At 68.4% G+C, this 19,050-nt stretch carries 18 protein-coding genes; 5 read left to right on the plus strand and 13 right to left on the minus strand.

Annotated features, from left to right (window positions below):
- Window positions 1-201: 201 nt before the first annotated feature.
- The 11 genes from ruvC to AB4Z48_RS39170 form a co-directional block, all read right to left on the minus strand.
- Window positions 202-747, minus strand: coding sequence for a crossover junction endodeoxyribonuclease RuvC (ruvC, locus tag AB4Z48_RS39120; protein WP_441624050.1), 546 nt, complete (start codon window positions 745-747; stop codon window positions 202-204).
- A gap of 178 nt (window positions 748-925) precedes the next feature.
- Window positions 926-2,500: a bifunctional phosphoribosylaminoimidazolecarboxamide formyltransferase/IMP cyclohydrolase gene (gene purH, locus AB4Z48_RS39125; RefSeq protein ID WP_441624051.1), complete on the minus strand. Its 1,575-nt coding sequence runs from the start codon at window positions 2,498-2,500 to the stop codon at window positions 926-928.
- Between the two features lie 16 nt (window positions 2,501-2,516).
- Window positions 2,517-2,750, minus strand: a complete 234-nt coding sequence (locus tag AB4Z48_RS39130; RefSeq protein ID WP_017225335.1) for a Fis family transcriptional regulator — start codon at window positions 2,748-2,750, stop codon at window positions 2,517-2,519.
- Complete coding sequence (gene dusB / locus AB4Z48_RS39135; RefSeq protein ID WP_441624053.1) at window positions 2,747-3,829, minus strand: tRNA dihydrouridine synthase DusB; 1,083 nt, start codon at window positions 3,827-3,829, stop codon at window positions 2,747-2,749. The genes AB4Z48_RS39130 and dusB overlap by 4 nt, the downstream gene beginning before the upstream one ends.
- A 249-nt stretch (window positions 3,830-4,078) precedes the next feature.
- A complete protein-coding gene (locus AB4Z48_RS39140; RefSeq protein WP_441624054.1) occupies window positions 4,079-5,338 on the minus strand; it encodes a UbiH/UbiF/VisC/COQ6 family ubiquinone biosynthesis hydroxylase in 1,260 nt (419 codons plus the stop codon).
- Window positions 5,319-5,801: a hypothetical protein gene (locus AB4Z48_RS39145; protein ID WP_441624056.1), complete on the minus strand. Its 483-nt coding sequence runs from the start codon at window positions 5,799-5,801 to the stop codon at window positions 5,319-5,321. The genes AB4Z48_RS39140 and AB4Z48_RS39145 overlap by 20 nt, the downstream gene beginning before the upstream one ends.
- Window positions 5,798-7,183, minus strand: coding sequence for an aminopeptidase P N-terminal domain-containing protein (locus AB4Z48_RS39150; RefSeq protein ID WP_441624057.1), 1,386 nt, complete (start codon window positions 7,181-7,183; stop codon window positions 5,798-5,800). Before AB4Z48_RS39150 ends, AB4Z48_RS39145 begins: the two co-directional genes overlap by 4 nt.
- Before the next feature lie 60 nt (window positions 7,184-7,243).
- Window positions 7,244-7,984, minus strand: a complete 741-nt coding sequence (gene murU, locus AB4Z48_RS39155; protein WP_441624059.1) for an N-acetylmuramate alpha-1-phosphate uridylyltransferase MurU — start codon at window positions 7,982-7,984, stop codon at window positions 7,244-7,246.
- 29 nt (window positions 7,985-8,013) lie between these two features.
- Complete coding sequence (locus AB4Z48_RS39160) at window positions 8,014-8,352, minus strand: AzlD domain-containing protein (RefSeq protein ID WP_441624061.1); 339 nt, start codon at window positions 8,350-8,352, stop codon at window positions 8,014-8,016.
- A complete protein-coding gene (locus AB4Z48_RS39165) occupies window positions 8,349-9,101 on the minus strand; it encodes an AzlC family ABC transporter permease (protein ID WP_441624063.1) in 753 nt (250 codons plus the stop codon). Before AB4Z48_RS39165 ends, AB4Z48_RS39160 begins: the two co-directional genes overlap by 4 nt.
- A complete protein-coding gene (locus AB4Z48_RS39170; RefSeq protein WP_441624065.1) occupies window positions 9,101-10,135 on the minus strand; it encodes an aminoglycoside phosphotransferase family protein in 1,035 nt (344 codons plus the stop codon). The genes AB4Z48_RS39165 and AB4Z48_RS39170 overlap by 1 nt, the downstream gene beginning before the upstream one ends.
- A gap of 155 nt (window positions 10,136-10,290) precedes the next feature.
- Here AB4Z48_RS39170 and AB4Z48_RS39175 point away from each other — a divergent pair, with 155 nt between their 5' ends.
- The 5 genes from AB4Z48_RS39175 (at window position 10,291) to trpS (ending at window position 17,307) form a co-directional block, all read left to right on the plus strand.
- Entirely contained in the window at window positions 10,291-12,699 is a 2,409-nt protein-coding gene (locus AB4Z48_RS39175) for an LPS-assembly protein LptD (protein ID WP_441624067.1), read from the plus strand.
- Window positions 12,700-12,708: 9 nt separating this feature from the next.
- Window positions 12,709-14,208, plus strand: a complete 1,500-nt coding sequence (locus tag AB4Z48_RS39180) for a peptidylprolyl isomerase (RefSeq protein WP_441624077.1) — start codon at window positions 12,709-12,711, stop codon at window positions 14,206-14,208.
- A gap of 17 nt (window positions 14,209-14,225) precedes the next feature.
- Window positions 14,226-15,275, plus strand: a complete 1,050-nt coding sequence (pdxA, locus tag AB4Z48_RS39185) for a 4-hydroxythreonine-4-phosphate dehydrogenase PdxA (protein WP_441624069.1) — start codon at window positions 14,226-14,228, stop codon at window positions 15,273-15,275.
- Between the two features lie 17 nt (window positions 15,276-15,292).
- Window positions 15,293-16,114 (plus strand): 16S rRNA (adenine(1518)-N(6)/adenine(1519)-N(6))-dimethyltransferase RsmA, encoded by an 822-nt coding sequence (gene rsmA, locus AB4Z48_RS39190; RefSeq protein ID WP_441624071.1) that lies wholly within the window; start codon window positions 15,293-15,295, stop codon window positions 16,112-16,114.
- Window positions 16,115-16,284: 170 nt separating this feature from the next.
- Window positions 16,285-17,307, plus strand: a complete 1,023-nt coding sequence (gene trpS / locus AB4Z48_RS39195) for a tryptophan--tRNA ligase (protein WP_441624073.1) — start codon at window positions 16,285-16,287, stop codon at window positions 17,305-17,307.
- A gap of 21 nt (window positions 17,308-17,328) precedes the next feature.
- On the opposite strand, the gene AB4Z48_RS39200 is transcribed toward trpS, so the two are convergent.
- A complete protein-coding gene (locus AB4Z48_RS39200) occupies window positions 17,329-18,183 on the minus strand; it encodes a DMT family transporter (RefSeq protein WP_441624079.1) in 855 nt (284 codons plus the stop codon).
- Between the two features lie 54 nt (window positions 18,184-18,237).
- Window positions 18,238-18,645, minus strand: a complete 408-nt coding sequence (gloA, locus tag AB4Z48_RS39205) for a lactoylglutathione lyase (RefSeq protein WP_441624075.1) — start codon at window positions 18,643-18,645, stop codon at window positions 18,238-18,240.
- Window positions 18,646-19,050: the final 405 nt, after the last annotated feature.

Consider the following 19,050-nt stretch of genomic DNA (forward strand, 5'->3'; position numbering starts at 1 on the left):
GGCCGGCGGCGGCGCGGCGCAGGCCGCCAGCAATGCCGCGGCAATGGCCGACAGCAGCGCGGGCAGGCGCAGCGAGCGGGAAGAAGCGGAAGAAGCGGAGGAACGCAGGAGGCGGGGGCTGGCGAACRAGCGGGACATTGGCATCCTCGGGCAGGCAACCGGCCGATTGTAAGCGGCCCTGGCGCCGCCGCGGCACAATGCTCAGCCGATCAGCCGGCCGCGCCGTACGCGCATGCCCTTGCGCACCAGTTCGGGCGCCAGTCCCGTCAGCGCGCCCAGCGTATTGCTGCCGTTGGCGTGGCAGATCGCCACGCCCAGCGCATCGGCGGCGTCGGAACTTGGCCGTCCGTTCAGGCTCAGCAGGCGCATCACCATTTCCTGCACCTGCTCCTTGTTGGCACGGCCGTAACCCACCACCGCCACCTTTAGCTGCAGCGCCGTGTACTCGAACACCGGCAGGCCATTGCCCACCAGCCCGCAGATCGCCGCGCCGCGCGCCTGGCCCAGCAGCAGCGTGGATTGCGGGTTGACGTTGACGAACACCTTTTCGATCGCGGCGCAGTCCGGCGCGTAGGTGCGCGCCACCTCGCTGATGCCGTCGAACAGGGTCTTGAGGCGAGTCGGCAGGTCGGTCTGGCCGTCGCTCTTGATGGTGCCGGAGGCGATGTAGCTCAGCTTGCTGCCGTGCTTTTCAAGCACGCCGAAGCCGGTGGTGCGGAGGCCGGGGTCGATGCCGAGGATACGCATGGGTGTGGGGCTGGCTCGGCTTGCGCGCAGATGGAAGATGGGGGGATTGTAGCTTGTGCGCCGCGCTGCAATGACAAAGGCTGTTTCGCTGGCGCCCCTGCTTGCGGGCGCTGCGAAACAGCCTCTGGATGCGGCCGGGGGAACCTGCGCGGCGGCGTCGCCGGGCAGGCTCGGGGCATCAATGGCGGAAGTGGCGCGTGCCGGTCAGCACCATGGCGATATTACGCTCATCCGCAGCCGCAATCACCTCATCGTCACGCATCGAGCCGCCCGGCTGGATCACGCAGGTGGCGCCTGCGTCCACCACCACGTCCAGGCCGTCGCGGAACGGGAAGAAGGCATCCGACGCCACCGCCGAGCCGGCCAGCGTCAGGCCGGCGTTCTGCGCCTTGATGCTGGCGATGCGGGCGGAATCCACGCGGCTCATCTGGCCGGCGCCGACGCCCAGCGTCATGCCGCCGCCGCAGAACACGATGGCGTTGGACTTGACGAACTTGGCCACGCGCCAGGCGAACATCAGGTCGTCCATTTCCTTCGGCGTGGGATGACGCTTGGTCACCACGCGCAGTTCTTCGCGCTGCACGTTCCTGGCATCCGGGCCCTGCACCAGCAGGCCGCCGCCGACACGCTTGAAGTCATACTGGTTCCCGCCCTTGCCGAGCGGGATTTCCAGCAGGCGCACGTTCTGCTTGGCGGCGAACACCGCGCGCGCGCCGGCGGTAAACGACGGGGCGATCAGCACTTCGACGAACTGCTTGGCCACCACCTGCGCGGCGGCTTCGTCCAGTTCCACGTTGAAGGCGATGATGCCGCCAAAGGCCGAGGTCGAGTCGGTCTTGAAGGCCTTCTCGTAGGCTTCCAGCGCGTTGGCGCCAACTGCCACGCCGCACGGGTTGGCGTGCTTGATGATGACGCAGGCGGCGCCGTAGGCGGCGTCGAACGACTTGACGCATTCCCACGCGGCATCCGCATCGGCGATGTTGTTGTACGACAGTTCCTTGCCCTGCAGCTGCACGTAGTTGGCCAGCGCGCCGTCGAAGCCCTTGAGGTCGCGGTAGAAGGCGGCCGACTGGTGCGGGTTCTCGCCGTACCGCATTTCCTGCACCTTCTCGAAGGCCAGGTTGAGCGTCTGCGGGTAGGCGCTGCGGGCCTGGTGCGACTTGTCGGCGCCGAGGCTGGTCAGGTAGTTGGTGATGGCGCCGTCGTATTGCGCGGTGTGCGCGAACACCTTGGTGGCCAGGCGGAAGTTGGTGTCGTAGCCGACGCTGCTGGCGTTGGCGCGCATTTCTTCCAGCACCGGCGCGTAGTCGGCGGGGTCCACCACCACGGTGACGTCGCGGTGGTTCTTGGCCGCCGAGCGCAGCATGGTGGGGCCGCCGATGTCGATGTTCTCGATGGCGTCCGGCAGCGTGCAGTCATCCTTGGCCACGGTCTGCTGGAACGGGTACAGGTTGACCACCAGCAGGTCGATGGTGGGGATGTCGTGCTCGGCCAGCGCAGCCATGTGCTCGGGCAGGTCGCGGCGCGCCAGGATGCCGCCGTGCACCTTGGGGTGCAGGGTCTTGACGCGGCCGTCGAGCATTTCGGGGAAGCCGGTATAGTCGGCCACTTCCGTGACCGGCAGGCCGGCTTCGGCGAGGAGCTTGGCGGTGCCGCCGGTGGAGAGCAGCGTCACGCCCAGCGCGTTGAGCTCGCGGGCAAAGTCGACGATGCCGGTCTTGTCGGATACGGAGAGGAGGGCTTGCTTGATCATGGCTGTGGGGAACACTTCAAAGTAAACCGTGCTGCTGCAATTTCTTGCGCAACGTATTGCGATTGATGCCCAGGTAGGCGGCGGCGAGCGACTGGTTGCGCTCGGCGCGCGCCATCACTGCCTCCAGCAGAGGCCGTTCCACGGCTTCGAGCACCATGTTGTACATATTCGACGGCTCTTCGCCGTCCAGGTCGCGAAAATAGGCACTCAGGCTGTCCCGAATGCACTGGTCGATAGCGTTGCGGCTCATGCGGCAAGCAACTCCCCGTTTTTGTTGTTGTTCGACCCGTTGCGGTCGTCTTCTTCTGCGTCCGGACCGGCCGCGCCTTCGTCCACGTAGACCAGGCGGTCCGACAGCAGCGCCTGCTCGTCGAAGAAGGCATTGACGGCGGCGAGCTGGGCGGTGCTGCTGTCCAGGGTGTTCATGCGGTGACGGAACAGGTTGGCGCCGGCCAGTCCGCGCGTGTACCAGGCAATATGCTTGCGCGCGGTACGCACGCCGGTGAACTCGCCGTAGAACTCGTAATGGTCTTCGAGGTGCGCGTTCATGATCGCGCGGATCTCGGCCACCTCCGGCGACGGCAGCAGCTCGCCGGTGGCGAGATAGTGCTCGATCTCGCGGAACAGCCAGGGCCGGCCCTGCGCCGCGCGGCCGATCATGATGGCGTCGGCGCCGGTCACCGCCAGCACGTGCTTCGCTTTCTGCGGCGAGGTGATGTCGCCGTTGGCCACCACCGGGATCGAGAGCGCCGCCTTGACGGCGGCAATGGTCTCGTACTCGGCATCGCCCTTGTACAGATCGGCGCGCGTGCGGCCGTGCACGGTCAGCATGCTGATGCCGGCTTCCTGCACCATGTGCGCAATACGCAATGCATTGCGGTTCTGGCGGTCCCAGCCGGTGCGGATCTTGAGCGTGACCGGCACGCGGTCGCCGACGGCGGCGACCACCGCCTCGACGATGCGCACCACCAGCGGCTCGTTCTGCAGCAGCGCCGAGCCCGCCGCGACGTTGCACACCTTCTTGGCCGGGCAGCCCATGTTGATGTCGATGATCTGCGCGCCGCGATCGACGTTGTAGCGTGCCGCCTCGGCCATCATCGCCGGCTCGGCGCCGGCGATCTGCACCGAGATCGGCTCGACCTCGCCGGTGTGATTGGCGCGCCGCATGGTCTTCTCGCTCTTCCACAGCTGTGCGTTGGAAGCGACCATTTCGGACACCGCATAGCCCGCGCCCAGCCGCTTGCAGAGCTGGCGGAAGGGACGATCCGTCACGCCGGCCATGGGCGCGACGAACAGGTTGTTGCGGAGCTGGTGCGGGCCGATTTGCACGATAGCGACGAATTAGGGACTGGCGTGGGCCGGCAAGGCGGCCCGCAACGAGACAAAATGGAAATGGCATGCCCTGCCGAAACGGTGCTCGGCGGTGTCGAGGGGCATGTGCGAGGGCAGGATTTTACCGCCAAACCAGGCGCGTTGCTTAAGTTTTGAGCAAATAATCGGCAGGGGAGGGATGGCGCGGCACGGTCTTCCCGGCAGGCGAGAGCCTCGCGCGTCGCAGCGGCAAGCCGGAAAACGCCGTCAGCGCCGCATCCCGAACATCATCTGCCGCGCCAGCGCATCCTTGAGCGGTCCGAGGCAGGCGAGTGCCGCCAGCGACGCACCCCTGGCATGCGCGGCGAGCGGATAGGAAACGCCGAACAGCCTGGGCAGCAGGTCGGTCACGCCAATGGTCGCGGCGCGGTCCACCCTCTGCTTCGCGGCGAAGGCTTGCAGGGCCTGCGGGCTGCAATCGGTGCGCAGCGCGGCGCCGAGCGCGAAGGCGTCGCGCAGCCCCAGGTTCAGGCCCTGGCCGGCGACCGGATGCAGCGTCTGCGCCGCATTGCCGATGGCGACCACATGGCCGTCCACGGTGATCTTCGCGGCGTTGAGTCCGAGCGGAAAGGCATGGCGCTTGCCGATGGCGATAAAGCGCCCCATGCGCTCGCCGAACGCCTGTTCGAGCTCGGCGAGGAATTCCGCGTCGGGCAGCGCGAGCCGGCGCGCGGCCTGCTCCGGCGGGCAGCACCAGACCAGCGCGTAGCCTGGCTCGCCGTGCTGTTCCTCGTAGGGCAGCAGCGCCAGCGGCCCTTCTTCGGTAAAGCGCTCCCAGGCCCAGCCCGGCTGCGGACGCGAGCAGACCACATGGGCGATGACCGCGGTCTGGCGGTAGTCGCGCCTGAAGGCCTGCGCCCGCGCGCCTTGCGCCGGCCTGTCGGGCTGCTGCTGAAAGAGTCCGCCCTCGGCCTGCACCGCCAGGCGCGCGGCAAACGCGGCGGGCTGGCGGTCGTGCGCATGGCCGGCGAGGCGCACGCCGTCCGCCTCGCCGGCGGCACCGGAGGCACCGGCGCCGTGCTGCTCGATATGGTCGATGCGCGTATCGTAGGCGCGCACCAGGCGCGTTTCGCCGCCGGCGGCGGCCTGGCTCGCGGCGGCCAGCGCACGTTCGAGCGCGCCGCACAGCTCACCGTAGCGCACCACATAGCCGAGCGCCGGCACATCGTAGTCGTCGTGATGCAGGCGGACGTGGCCGAAGCGGCCGCGCTGCGACACATGGATGTGCTCGATGGGCGTCACCATGCGTGGCCACGCGCCTATCTGTTCCAGCAACTGGCGGCTGCCGTGGGACAGCGCAATGGCGCGCGGGTCGCGCGCCGCGCGCGCGGGCGTGGCAGCATCGACCAGTGCCACGCGCCAGGGGCTGGCACGCAGCAACAGGCAGGCCAGCGCAAGGCCGACCGGCCCGGCGCCGACGATGGCGATATCCGCGCCCGTGGCGCCGTCAGTGCTGGCCGGGCTCATGCGCATCGCCTGCATCGCTTGCATCGCCTGCCCCCGGCTCCGGCTGTGCGCCGCGCTTCCACAGATTGGCGTCGGTGCGATGCTTGCCGGCCGCCGCGTCGCGCAGCGCGTTGTCGAGCTTTTGCTGGCTGAAGCCGGGCAGCGCCTGCAGGCGCTCCACCAGCGCGCCCTGGTTGACCGCGTTGAGCGGCACCACGCAGCCGCGCTGGGCGCCGTCAGCGGCGCGGTCGCCGACCAGGATCAGCCAGGCCGGGCCGGCCCATGGTTCGCGGTTCGATACCCGCACCACCACGCGCTCGAGCACGTCCCATTCGATCTCCTCGCGCTGGCCGTCGGGGCGGTGTACCACCACGCGGTCGTCGTACAGGTTGATCACGAACGGTTGCGCGGGGTCGTGGTGATGCGTGCGCGGCGCGTTGGCGCGTCCGCCGGCGGGAAGGACCTTGCGTAGCCAGCCAATCATCGTGCACCTCCGGTTTCGCGCATCAGCGCTTCGATCTCGTCAGCCTTGACCGGCACGCCGCGCGTGATCAGCTCACAGGCGCCGTCGGCGGTCACCACCGCATCGTCTTCGATGCGGATGCCGATATGCCAGAAACGCTCCGGCACGTCTTGCGCCGGGCGCACATAGATGCCCGGCTCCACGGTCAGCACCATGCCGGGCTCGAGCGGACGCCAGGGGCGTTCGCCCTCCGCCGGCGCGGCACCCGGCACGCGGTATTCGCCCACGTCATGCACGTCCATGCCGAGCCAGTGGCCGGTGCGGTGCATGTAGAACTGGCGGTAGCTGCCGCTGGCGAGCACGTCATCGACATTGCCGCAGCGGTTGGCATCGAGCAGGCCGGTGTCTAGCATGCCCTGCGCCAGCACGCGCGTGGCCACGTCGTGCGGCACGTTGTAGGGCACGCCGGGCCGGGTCTCGGCAATGGCGGCTTCCTGCGCGGCCACCACCAGGTCATAGAGCTCGCGCTGGGCCGGCGAGAAGCGGCCCGACACAGGGAAGGTGCGGGTGATGTCCGAGGCATAGCCATCGAGCTCGCAGCCGGCGTCGATCAGGCACAGGTCGCCGTCGCGCAGTTCGGCGGGGCCCGCGCGGTAGTGCAGCACGCAGGCATTGGCGCCGGTGGCGACGATCGAGTTGTAGGCTACGCTCTGCGCGCCGTGGCGGCGGAATTCATAGAGCAGTTCGGCCTCGAGGTGGTACTCGCGCAGGCCCTGGCGCGACGCGCGCATGGCGCGCACGTGGGCCTGTGCCGAGATCTCGCCCGCGCGGCGCATCACGGCAATCTCGCCGGCATCCTTGAACAGGCGCATCTCGTCGAGGATGGCGCGGATGTCCAGTGCCGTGGCCGGCGCGGTCACGCCGGCGCGACCCTGCATGCGCACGCTGTCGAGCCAGCGGCGCACCTGCATGTCGGTGCGGGTCGCGGCGGCCAGCGGGTAGGCCAGCACGGCATGGTTGGCCAACAGCGGCGGCAGCAGCGCGTCGATCTCCTCGACCGAGTGCGCCTCGTCGAAACCGAAGGCGGCCTGCGCGCCTTGCGGGCCGTAGCGGAAGCCGTCCCAGATCTCGCGTTCCTCGTGCTTGGGGCGGCAGAACAGGACGCTGCGGTCGGGGCCGGAGGCCGGCGCCACCAGCACCAGCACGGCCTCCGGCTCGGTGAAGCCGGTCAGGTAGTAGAAGTAGCTGTCGTGGCGATAAGGGTAGTCGCTGTCGCGGTTGCGCATGGCTTCCGGCGCGGTGGGCAGGATCGCCACGCCGCCGCCGGCGGCGCGCAACTGCTGCAGCACGCGGGCGCGGCGGTCACGACAGGCGGAAAGAAGGGCGGAATCGGGAGCGGTCATGTATGTGGCCACGTGGATTGGGAAACAGGTTCGATTCTACGCCGCCGCCATTGGGGCGGGTCAGCGCATTGCCGCGGGGACGGCGCCCGGCCTGGCGCGCAGGGCAGTGTCCAGGGTGGCGAGCTGGGCCGGCGTACCGACGTTTTCCCAGGCGCCGTCGAAGCGTTCGCCGCTGGCCAGGCCCGCGGCCACCGCGGCGCGGTAGTAGGGCGTCATGGCGACCTTCTGGCCGGGTTCGATGGCGGTGAACAGCCGCGTGTCGTAAAGGCCGATATTGCCGAAGGTCAGGTCCGGCGCACCGGCCGTGCCGGCGGGCAGCAGCAGGCCGTCGGCGCCGAGGGCGAAGTCGCCGCCCGGGTGGAACGGCGGGTTGGGCACCATCACCAGGTGCATGCGCGGGCGGGGCGCGCCGGCCATGGCGCGCGCGCGCGGCAGCAGGGCGCGGTAGTCGTAGTCGGTGCAGATGTCGCCTGACACCGCCAGGAAGATGTCGCCGCGTGCCGGCGCCATGCTCAGCAGCGGCAGCGCCTGGGCGATTCCGCCGGCGGTCTCCAGCGCGCTGCCCTCGGCCGAGTAGGCCAGGCGCACGCCGAAGCGGCTGCCGTCGCCGAGCGCGTCTTCGATCTGCTGCCCGAGCCAGGCGTGGTTGATGACGATGTCCGCGAAGCCGGCGCGCGCCAGCGCTTCGACCTGCCAGACGATCAGCGGCTTGCCACCCACCGGCAGCAGCGGCTTGGGGCAGCTGTCGGTGAGGGGGCGCATGCGGTCGCCGCGCCCTGCGGCAAAGATCATGGCCTTCAAGGCAGGCTCTCGTGGGGTCTCTCGTGCGTTCATTTCGGGAGGTGGTTCAGCCAGTAGGTGAGCCCGATCAGGGTGGCCATGCCGCCCGCGATGGTCCAGCCGATGCTGCGCGTGCGGGCGGCGATCACGATGGCTACCAGCCCGGCAAGCAGGCGCGCATTGTCCAGGCCGAGGGCGAGCTGCCCGTCGCGCATCAGCAGGTCGGGCGCGATCAGCGCCGACAGCATGGCCGCCGGCACGAACTGCAGCGCGGTGCGGAACCACGGCGGCAGCCGCACGCGTCCTTCCACGGCGATGAAGGACAGGCGGATCAGGAAGGTGGCGAGGCCGGCGCCGAGGAACACCAGCAGCAGGGACATCTGGCTCATGCGGCGGGCTCCGTGGCGCCGCCCTTGCGCTCGCCGTGGCTGCCGCCGCGCAGCAGCATGCCCGCGGCAATGCCGCCCAGCGCCGCCACCATCAGCCCGAGCTTGTGCGGCATGCCGAAGCAGGCCACTGCCAGCGCGCTCGCCACCAGTGCCGCCGCGGCATGCGAGCGGTGCTTGATGCCCGGCACGATGATGGCGATGAAGGTGAGCGGCAGGAAGAAATCGAGCGGCCAGTCGCGCGGCACCTGGGCGCCCACCAGCACGCCGGCCAGCGTCGAGACCTGCCAGCTGGCCCACAGCGCGAAGCCCGCGCCGAAGAAGAACCAGTGGCGGTAGCGCCGGTGCTCGCCGTCGTCGGCCAGGCGGCGGGTCATGGCGGCAAAGGCTTCGTCGGTCAGCAGGTAGGCGATCAGCGCCTTCCAGCGGCGCGGCAGGTGGGCCAGCGCCGGGGCAATGGTGGCCGAGTAGAGCGCATGGCGCAGGTTGACCATGGCCACCGTGACCGCGACCAGCACGGCCGGCGTGCCGGCCGCCCACAGTTGGGTGAGGATCATCTGCGAAGCGCCGCCGAACACGACCGCGCTCATGGCGCAGGCCAGCCAGGCGGGCATGCCGGCGTTCACCGCCAGCACGCCGTAGATCAGGCCGAACGGCACCACGCCGAGCAGCATGGGCGCAAGCGCGCGCACGCCGGCCCACCACTCGCCGCGGCGGGTGACGGCGGGTGGCGTGCCTTGCGTCGTGGCCATCAGAAGGTGAAGCCGACCGGGCGCTCGGCGCCGTCGAGGGCGTCGAACAGGCGCACCAGCTTGCGCAGCTCGCTATAGCGGCCGGCTACCTGGCGGGCGTATTTCAGCACCAGCGGCAGGTTGGCGAGGTAGCCGTCCTTGCCATCCCGGTGATAAAGCCGGGCGAAGATGCCGAGTACCTTGAGGTGTCGCTGCAGGCCCATCCACTCGAAGTCGCGGTAGAAGTCGCCAAAATCGGCGGCCACCGGCAAGCCGGCCTTGCGCGCGCGCTCCCAGTACCGGATCACCCAGTCGAGCTGCTCTTGCTCTTCCCATTCGATATAGGCATCGCGCCACAGCGAGACCGCGTCGTAGGTGATGGGGCCGATCACCGCGTCCTGGAAATCCAGGATGCCTGGATTGGCCTCGCCATCGAGGACCATCAGGTTGCGCGAGTGGTAGTCGCGGTGGACATAGACCTGCGGCTGCGACAGGTTGTTGGCCATCAGCGCCTGCATCACTTCGGCCAGGTCTTCCTGTTGGGCGCCGGTCAGCGTGACGCCGAGGTGCCTGGCTATGTACCACTGCGGGAACAGGTCGAGCTCGCGTTGCAGCAGCGCACGGTCGTAGGCGGGCAGGGTGCCGGGGCGGGTGGCCGCCTGGATGCGGATCAGCGCGGCGGCCGCGTCGCCATAGAGATGGCGCGCGCTGGCCGGGTCGAGCCGCGACAGATAGGTGGTGTTGCCAAGATCGCTCAGCAGCAGGAAGCCTTGTCCGAGGTCCTGCGCCAGCACCTTGGGCACGGTCACGCCGGCCTCGCCGAACAGTGACGCGACATGGATGAACGGACGGCAGTCTTCCTGCGCGGGCGGCGCATCCATCACGATGACGCTCGGATATGCCGGGTTGCCGGTGCTGGCGCGGAAGTAGCGGCGGAAGCTCGCATCGGCCGAAGCCGGAGCGCAGGAGGCGGGGTCGACGGACCAGGCCGGACCGAGTCCGGATACCCAGACTTTGAGCTGGTCGAGACGCGGGTCGAGAGGAAGAGCTGCCATGCCGGAAAGGGAGAATAGGATGCCCCGTATAATACCCGACCAGCACCGGGCCCCGGGGCGGCCCCGGGCGGGCTTCCACTGGCCCGCAAGCTTGCTCCGGCGGCGGCTGGCGGCCACTGGGCCGCCGCCGCCGCTCTGACCCATGACCCGCTCGCATGACCGAACAACGACGATCACCGATTCAGAAGGCAAGCAAGACCTCGGCGCGACGGCCCGGCAGCGCACTGCGCCCGCTCGTGCTGGCCATGGCCGGCTGGTCGGTGTGCGCGCAGGCGCAGACGGTGAGTTCCGCCATTCCGGACCTGCCGGTGGCCGAACCCGCCGTCGAACGGGTGCCCGAGGCGCCGCCGGTGTCGGGCGAGCTGGTCCCGCGCCTGGCCGAGCCGGGCGGTACCAAGGCCCAGCCGTCGGCGCCCGACGCGAACCCGCCCACCTTTGTCTCGGGCGACCGCATGAACGGCTATAACGAGCGTGGCGTGGAGCTCGAAGGCAATGCCGAGCTGCGGCGCGGCGGCGGCGTGGTCAAGGGCGACAAGCTCACCTACGACCAGGACAGCGACGAGGCCTTCGTCCACGGCAATGCGCGCGTGGCGCGCGACGGCTCGCTGGCGGTGGGGCCGGAGGCCCGGCTCAGGGTCGAGGCCAACGAAGGCTACATGCTGTCGCCGGACTACTATTTCCAGCAGACCGGCGGCTCGGGCAAGGCCGAGCGCATGGACTTCATCGACAAGAACGTCACCACGATCAAGCGCGCGACCTATACCACCTGCTCGCCAGACAATGCTGACTGGTATTTCAGCGCGCGCGAGCTCGATATCGACAGCGATCGCCAGGTGGGCACCGCCTACGGCAGCGTGCTGCGTTTCTTCAACGTGCCGATCGCGGCGGCGCCGGTGTTCAGCTTCCCGCTCAACAGCGAGCGCCGCAGCGGGCTGCTGCCGCCGCTGTTTGGCTACAGCTCGCGCTCGGGTATGGACCTCACGGCTCCGTACTACTTCAACATTGCGCCCAACCGCGACCTGACTGTCTTTCCGCGCTATCTCAGCTCGCGCGGCTTCCAGCTCGGTGGCGACTACCGCTATGTCGGCGACGGCTATGCCGGGCGCATCCGCGCCGAAATCCTGCCGGACGACCAGAAGACGAAGACCAACCGCTGGGCATACTCGATCCAGCACACGCAGGCGATCGCCAAGGGGCTGACCGCGTACGTCAACGTCAACAAGGTATCGGACGACCAGTATCCCGACGACCTTACCCGCTCGGTGACGCAGGCGACGCAACGCCAGTATGTGCAGGAAGGTGGCGTCACCTACAGCTGGCAAGACTTCTCGCTGCTCGCGCGGGTGCAGAAATTCCAGACGCTCGCGCCAAGCCAGCCATCGTACGAGCGTGTCCCGCAGATCAACGGTCGCTACACGCGATACGATCTGGGCGGCTTCGACGTGCAGGTGGAGTCCGATTTTTCCCGCTTCCGTATTCCGCTGACCACGGACGGCACGCAGCAACCGCAGGGCGACCGCTTCTTCATCCAGCCGTCCATCAGCTATCCGATCGTTCGCCCTGGCTGGTTCGTCACGCCCAAGGTGTCGTTCAACGTGACCCAGTACCAGATGGAGCCGGGTACGGTAGCCGCGGGATCGCCCACCAACCTGAGCCGGTCGCTGCCGACCGTCAGCCTGGACTCCGGCATGACCTTCGAGCGCGACGCGCCGACCGTCAGCCGGCTGTTCGGCGTGAACTATGTGCAGACGCTGGAGCCGCGCCTGTTCTACGTCTATACGCCGTTCCGCGACCAGAGCCAGTTCCCGCTGTTCGATACGGTGCAGTCGGACTTCGGCTACGGGCAGATCTTCAGCGAGAACCCGTTCACCGGTTATGACCGCATCGCCGACAACAACAAGATCACGGCGGGCGTGACCACGCGCCTGATCGAGGCGGGCAGCGGAGTCGAGCGCTTCCGCGGCACCATCGCGCAGCGCTTCGACCTGACCGGCCAGCGCGTGCAGATCAACGGCACGGACCCGATCGGCAAGGCCGGCTACTCCGACCTGCTGGCGGCCACCACGATCCAGCTGTTCCGCGGCTACTATCTCGATGCCGGGGTGCAATACAACCCGGACAGCGATCGCGTGATCTATTCGAATCTCGCCTTCGCGTGGCGGCCTGAGCCGCGCAAGACGCTTAACGTCGGCTACCGCTACCGGCGCCCGACCTCGGTGACGGACAATACCGCCATCGACCAGTTCGAGATCTCGAGCCAGTGGCCGCTGACCCAGCGCACCTACGGCATCGGCCGGGTCGCGTTCGACCTGAACGCGAGCCAGCTCGTCGATGCCCTGGCCGGTTTCGAATATGCAGCGGACTGCTGGGTGGGACGTCTCGTCTACCAGCGTTTCCGCAATACCACGGAAGGCTACACCGGACGCATCTTCTTCCAGGTGGAGTTCCGCGGACTGTCCAAGATCGGCTCCAATCCGCTGGATGTGCTGCGGCTGAACGTGCCGGGTTATGAGCCCGTCACCGCCAACCCGGTAATTCCATCCCAGCTCGACCATTACGAATGACGGACCATGATGAAACGTCAAGATAGCAACGCGATCTCCAACCTGCCGTCCAGCCTGACCGGCTGGAATAGCCTGCTGCTGGCCGCGCTGCTGGCCGCTTTCGCACTGCCTGCGACTGCCCAGCTCAAGGCGCCGTCGACGCAGCGCGCGACCGGCATCTTCGTGCCCCAGGCGGGCGACAGCAGCCCCTCGCCGAGCCAGCCGCGCCTGGGCGTGACGCAGCCCGGCGCGAGCGCCAAGCGCTCGCAACTGGTGGACGAGGTGGTGGCGATCGTCAACAGCAGCGTGATCACCCGGCGCGAACTGCTGGACCGCGCCGACGAGATCGAAGGACAGCTGCGCGCCGCCAACCGTCCGGTGCCGGCGCGCGCCGACCTGCTCGGCGAAGTGCTGGAACGGCTGGTGATGGAGCGCGTGCAGACGCAGGCCGCGCAGGAAGCCGGCATCAAGGTGACCGACCAGGAAGTCGACCGCGCGGTCGAGTCCGTGGCGCAGCAGAACCGCATGAACGTGACCGAGCTGCGTTCGCAGGTCGAGCGCAGCGGCATGACCTGGACCAAGTACCGCGACGAGCTGCGCAAGCAGGTGCAGGTGATCCGCCTGCGCGAGCGCGAAGTGGACTCCAAGATCCAGGTCTACGATGGCGAGATCGACAACTATCTTGCCGCGCGCGGTGGCCAGGGTAGTGCCGCCAGCGGTCCCACCGAATACAACGTTGCCCAGATCCTGGTGCGCGTGCCGGGAGATGCCTCCGATGCCCAGAAGGCCGCGCTGCGCGCCAAGGCCGAGGACCTGCTCAAGCAGGCCCAGGGCGGTGCGGATTTCGCCAAGCTGGCGCAGTCCTCCGACGCGCCCGAAGCCGCCCAGGGCGGCTCGCTGGGCTTCCGCGAGATCGGCCGGCTGCCGGCGTTGTTCGCCAATGCCGTGCTCGACATGCAGACCGGCGCGGTGGCGCCCCAGGTGATCGAGAGCGCCAACGGCTTCCACGTGCTCAAGCTGGTGGCCAAGCGCACCGCGCCGCCGGCATCGCCGAGCCCGGCGGCTGGCGAACACATCACCCAGACCCAGGTGCGCCATATCCTGATCCGCACCGGCCCGAACATGCCTGAGGCCGAGGCGCGCCGCCAGATGAGCACCTTGCGCGACCGCATCACGCATGGCGGCGACTTTGCCGATGCCGCGCGCCGCTTCTCCCAGGACGGCTCCGCCCAGAACGGCGGCGACCTCGGCTGGGTGTCGCCCGGCGAGCTGGTGCCCGAATTCGAGCAGGCCATGGGCCGGCTGCGTCCGGGCGAGGTCTCGGAGCCGGTGGTCAGCCAGTTCGGCGTGCACCTGATCCAGGTCATCAACCGCCGCGAGACCGAAATGTCTCCGGAGAAGCAGCGAGATTTCGCCCGTGCCGAAGTACGCGAGCAGAAGATCCGCGCGGCCTATGAAGACTGGCAGCGCCAGCTGCGCCAGGCGGCTTACGTGGAATACCGCGTCAACCGCCAGCGCTCCGAGAATTGACGGACCGCACCCGCGTCATGTCCAAGCCGCTCGCGCTAGCCATCACCACCGGGGAACCTGCCGGCATTGGTCCCGACATCACTGTCGGCGCCTTGCTGCAGCTGGCCGGCCAGCATCCTCAGGTGCGCTTCCATGTGATCGGCGACGCGCGCCTGCTGGCCGCGCGCGCGGCCGCGCTCGGCGTGGGCCATGCCTGGGCGCATCGCCTGGCCGACGGCAGCGTGGTGTGCGAGGACATCGCCCTGGCGGTGCCGTGCGACGCAGGCCGGCTCGATGCGCGTAACGGCGCTTATGTGCTGGCCTTGCTCGACCATGCCATCGACGGCTGCACGCCCGGCGCGGACGGCGTCGCGCGCTATGCCGGCATGGTCACGGCGCCGGTGCAGAAAAGCACCATCAACGATGCCGGCGTGCCCTTCACCGGCCACACCGAATACCTGGCCGAGCGCGCCGGCGTGGCGCGCGTGGTCATGATGCTGGCCGGCCCGCAGCCGGCCCACGCCAACGCCATCCTGCGTGTCGCGCTGGCCACCACGCACCTGCCGCTGCGCGCCGTGCCGGACGCGCTGGACGTACCGATGCTGGTGGAGACGCTCACCATCATCGATGCCGACTTGCGTAGCCGCTTCGGCATCGACCGCCCGCGCATCCTGGTGACCGGACTCAACCCGCATGCCGGCGAAAGCGGCCATATGGGCCACGAGGAGATCGACGTGATCATCCCCGCGCTGGCCGAGGCTGCCGATGCCGGCATCGATGCGCGCGGCCCCTATCCCGCCGATACGCTGTTCCAGCCCCGCCATCTCGACGCGGCCGACTGCGTGCTGGCGATGTACCACGACCAGGGCCTGGCGCCGCTCAAATACGGCACCTTCGGGCACGGCGTCAATATCACGCTGGGCCTGCCTTTCATCCGCACGTCGGTCGATCACGGCACGGCGCTGGACCTGGCCGGGAGCGGCCGCGCCGAACACGGCAGCATGATCGAGGCGATCCGCAATGCCGTTGCCATGGCCGGCCACGCCGGCGGCCGCCCCCGCGCCGTGCCGGCGGCGGCAACCCGCTGACGCCCGACGAGAGACCTATGCGTTCCAACGTACACCAGGGCCATGTGGCCCGCAAACGATTCGGGCAGAACTTCCTGGTCGATGACGGCATCATCCATGGCATCGTCAGCGCCATCGACCCGCAACCCGGCGACATCCTGGTCGAGATCGGGCCGGGCCTGGGCGCACTGACCCAGCCGCTGCTCGAGCGCCTGCCGCAGATGCAGGTGGTCGAGCTCGACCGCGACCTGGTAGAGCGGCTGCGCCGCCGCTACGGCGAGCGTCTGGCGATCCATGCCGGCGACGCGCTGGCCTTCGATTTCGGCAAGCTGCACGAGGCCGGCAAGCCCCTGCGCATCGTCGGCAACCTGCCGTACAACATCTCCAGCCCGTTGCTGTTCCACCTCGCCACCTTTGCCGACCAGGTGCGCGACCAGCATTTCATGCTGCAAAAGGAGGTGGTGGAGCGCATGGTGGCCGAGCCCGGCAGCAAGGCTTTCGGCCGGCTCTCGATCATGCTGCAGGTCCGCTATCACATGGAACATGTGCTGGATGTGCCGCCGGCCTCGTTCAATCCGCCGCCCAAGGTCGATTCCGCCGTGGTGCGCATGATTCCCTGGCCGCGCCAGGCCGATGGCCAGTTGCGCTCGCCCTATCCGGCCTGCAACCTGACCGTGCTTGGCGACGTGGTCGCCGCGGCGTTTTCGCAGCGGCGCAAGGTCTTGCGCAATACGTTGTCGATGCTGCGCGACCAGGTCGATTTCGACGCGCTGGGCTTCGATCTCGGGCGCCGCGCCGAAGAGGTGCCCGTGGCCGAATATGTCGGGCTGGCGCGCCAGCTCGAAATGCCGCCCGCCTGAGACCGCCAGCACGATGCGCGCCGTCCTGACCCCGATCCATCGTTGGCGCCGCCGCTGAAGCGAGCGGCGCGTCGTCATCCACCGATTCCGACTCCAGCCGCCGCAGCCCGGCCGGCAGGCGCATATTCCCGCCGGACCGCTGCGCGGCGACACCTCTCCAAGGAAATGCCATGACTAGCGAAACGCAGGCGCCCAGGCGCAAGGTCATCCTCACCGGCGACCGTCCCACCGGCCAGCTTCACCTGGGCCACTATGTCGGCTCGCTCAAGAGCCGCGTGGCGCTGCAGGATTCCCACCAGCAATACCTGCTGCTGGCCGACACCCAGGCCATGACCGACAACGCGCACGATCCCGACAAGGTGCGGCGCAATGTGCTGGAGGTGGCGCTGGACTACCTGGCGGTCGGCATCGACCCGGCCAAGACCACCATCACGGTGCAGTCGCACCTGCCCGCGCTGGCCGAACTGACGCTGATGTACCTCAACTTCGTCACGGTGGCCCGGCTCGAGCGCAACCCGACCATCAAGGAAGAGATCCAGGCGCGCGGCTTCGGGCGCGACATCCCGGCTGGCTTCCTGTGCTATCCGGCGGCGCAGGCCGCCGACATCACCGGCTTCAAGGCCGAGGTGGTGCCGGTGGGCGAGGACCAGGCGCCCCTGATCGAGCAGACCAACGAGATCGCGCGCCGCATCAACCATCAGGTCGGGCGCGAGCTGCTGCCCGAGGCAGCGGCGCTGATCCCGCGCTTCGGCCGCCTGCCGGGTGTCGACGGCAAGGCCAAGATGAGCAAGTCGCAAGGCAATGCGATCCCGCTCGCGGCCACGCCCGAGCAGATCAAGGAAGCGGTCATGCGCATGTACACCGACCCCAATCATCTCAAGGTGTCCGATCCGGGCCAGGTGGAGGGCAATGTGGTGTTCACCTACCTGGATGCGTTCGACGAGGCGGTCGACGAGGTGGCGGAACTGAAGGAACACTATCGCCGCGGCGGGCTGGGCGACATGGTGCTCAAGCGCCGGCTCGAAGGCGTGCTGCAGGCGCTGCTGGCGCCGATCCGCGAGCGCCGCGAAGCGCTGGCCAAGGACCCGCAGCATGTGTTCGAGATCCTGCGCCACGGTACGGACCAGGCGCGCGGCATCACCCAGCGCACGCTGGATGAAGTGCGCGACGCGCTGGGGATGTTCCGCTTCTGAAGCCGCAACGCGGCGCGCCGTTCAGGCGCGCCGGTTGACCAGCACGATCCCGGCCAGCACCAGCACTGCCGCCACCGCAAAGCGCATGCCGACGGCGTCGTGCATCAGCACCACGCCGAAGGCGACGCCGAACAGCGGCGTCAGGAAGGAAAACACCGACAGGCGCGACGCCAGGTACTGGCGCAGCAGCCAGAACCACGTCAGGTAGCTGGCGAAGGCGATCAGCACCGACTGATAGAACAGGCTGGCGATCACCATGCCATCCACGCGCGCCTGCAGGTGCTGGCCCGCGGCCATCGCCATCGCCAGCAGCATCACCGCCGACACCGCCAGCTGGTAGAGCAAGGTCTTGCTCGGCGCCGCCGAAGCCAGCTTGCTGGCGCGGACCACCACGGTGGTGGCCGCCCACAGGAAACCCGCCACGATACCGAGCGCATCGCCCAGCAAGGTGCTGCCGCCATGCGCGGCCGGCGCGGCGATGCCGTCGGCGAAGGCCAGCGCCATGCCGCAGAAGGCCAGTCCGACGCCCAGCCATTGCCCGCGGCGCAGCCGCTCGCCGGCCACCGTCACATGCAGGCCGAGTGCCGTGAAGATGGGCGCCGTGTAGAGGAACACCGCCATGCGCGAAGCCGTGGTGTGGCCGAGCCCGACGAAGATGCAGAAGAATTCGGCGCCGAACAGCAGGCCCGCCAGGAGCCCTGCGCCCAGCGTGCCGTCCCGGCTCCACAGCGGAATGCGGCGCCAGGCCGCGAAGCCGAACACCAGCAACGCAGCCACCGCCGAACGCACGCCCGCCTGCAGCACCGCCCCCATCAGCGGCGCGGTCGCCTTGATCACCACCTGCTGCAGTCCCCAGGCCAGGCATAGCAGCACCATCAGGCTGACGGCAGTGCCGTCCAGCGGGCGGCGGTTCAGCACGGACGCGCCCACTCAGGGGCGTGCCGAGTCGCGCGTGGAGTGGCGCTCGATCAGTTCGATCTTGTAGCCGTCCGGGTCTTCCACGAAGGCGATCACCGTGGTGCCGCCCTTGACCGGACCCGCCTCGCGCACGACATTGCCGCCGGCAGCGCGGATGCGCTCGCAGGCGGCCGCCGCGTCATCGGTTTCCAGCGCGATATGCCCGTAGGCCGTGCCCATCTCGTACTGCTCGACACCATAGTTGTAGGTCAGTTCCAGCACGGCCGTCTCGGATTCGGGACCGTAGCCGACGAAGGCCAGGCGGTACTTGTATTCCGGGTTGTCGCTCTGGCGCAGCAGTTGCATGCCGAAGATGCGGGTATAGAAGTCGATCGAGCGCTGGAGGTCGCCGACGCGGAGCATGGTGTGGAGGAGACGCATTTTGGAATTCTGGTTGGTGGGGGGAGGGCTGTATTTTAGACGGGATGGGGAATGGGGGTTTGGGGGCAGGGTGATGGGTTTTGGTCTTGATTTGGTGTTTTTCCACAGAATCAAGGGGTTAGTCTCGGTGGTATAGGCTCTTGGTGGAGGGGCTTGTGGCTTGTGGCTTGCGGGTTGGCTCCTGCGCTTCAACTGCGTTGGCTTGGTGTGCTGGTGTCTTGCGGTTGGTGCTTGTGTTTCGAAGTCAAAGTCAACTTCAAAGTCAAAGGCTTTCGCTCCCCCGGAGCGACCTACTTTCTTTTTTCCGAAAAGAAAGTAGGCAAAGAAAGCGGACTGCCTGGCCGGCAGGGGCAGAGCCGAACAGTGTTACTGAGGCTGGAGGTTTCGTGGTGGGGCCTGTGGTTC

The sequence above is a fragment of the Cupriavidus sp. 2TAF22 genome (genome assembly GCF_052115045.1).
In the GTDB taxonomy this organism is placed as follows: domain Bacteria; phylum Pseudomonadota; class Gammaproteobacteria; order Burkholderiales; family Burkholderiaceae; genus Cupriavidus.

Coding starts and splice junctions, on each gene's coding strand:
- AB4Z48_RS39150 (WP_441624057.1), bottom strand. CDS start 7,183: ATGACCGCTCCCGATTCCGCCCTTCTTTCCGCCTGTCGTGACCGCCGC.
- purH (WP_441624051.1), bottom strand. CDS start 2,500: ATGATCAAGCAAGCCCTCCTCTCCGTATCCGACAAGACCGGCATCGTC.
- ruvC (WP_441624050.1), bottom strand. CDS start 747: ATGCGTATCCTCGGCATCGACCCCGGCCTCCGCACCACCGGCTTCGGC.
- AB4Z48_RS39130 (WP_017225335.1), bottom strand. CDS start 2,750: ATGAGCCGCAACGCTATCGACCAGTGCATTCGGGACAGCCTGAGTGCC.
- AB4Z48_RS39180 (WP_441624077.1), top strand. CDS start 12,709: ATGAAACGTCAAGATAGCAACGCGATCTCCAACCTGCCGTCCAGCCTG.
- rsmA (WP_441624071.1), top strand. CDS start 15,293: ATGCGTTCCAACGTACACCAGGGCCATGTGGCCCGCAAACGATTCGGG.
- AB4Z48_RS39165 (WP_441624063.1), bottom strand. CDS start 9,101: ATGGCCACGACGCAAGGCACGCCACCCGCCGTCACCCGCCGCGGCGAG.
- AB4Z48_RS39160 (WP_441624061.1), bottom strand. CDS start 8,352: ATGAGCCAGATGTCCCTGCTGCTGGTGTTCCTCGGCGCCGGCCTCGCC.
- trpS (WP_441624073.1), top strand. CDS start 16,285: ATGACTAGCGAAACGCAGGCGCCCAGGCGCAAGGTCATCCTCACCGGC.
- AB4Z48_RS39175 (WP_441624067.1), top strand. CDS start 10,291: ATGACCGAACAACGACGATCACCGATTCAGAAGGCAAGCAAGACCTCG.
- AB4Z48_RS39145 (WP_441624056.1), bottom strand. CDS start 5,801: ATGATTGGCTGGCTACGCAAGGTCCTTCCCGCCGGCGGACGCGCCAAC.
- AB4Z48_RS39140 (WP_441624054.1), bottom strand. CDS start 5,338: ATGAGCCCGGCCAGCACTGACGGCGCCACGGGCGCGGATATCGCCATC.
- AB4Z48_RS39200 (WP_441624079.1), bottom strand. CDS start 18,183: ATGGTGCTGCTATGCCTGGCCTGGGGACTGCAGCAGGTGGTGATCAAG.
- pdxA (WP_441624069.1), top strand. CDS start 14,226: ATGTCCAAGCCGCTCGCGCTAGCCATCACCACCGGGGAACCTGCCGGC.
- AB4Z48_RS39170 (WP_441624065.1), bottom strand. CDS start 10,135: ATGGCAGCTCTTCCTCTCGACCCGCGTCTCGACCAGCTCAAAGTCTGG.
- gloA (WP_441624075.1), bottom strand. CDS start 18,645: ATGCGTCTCCTCCACACCATGCTCCGCGTCGGCGACCTCCAGCGCTCG.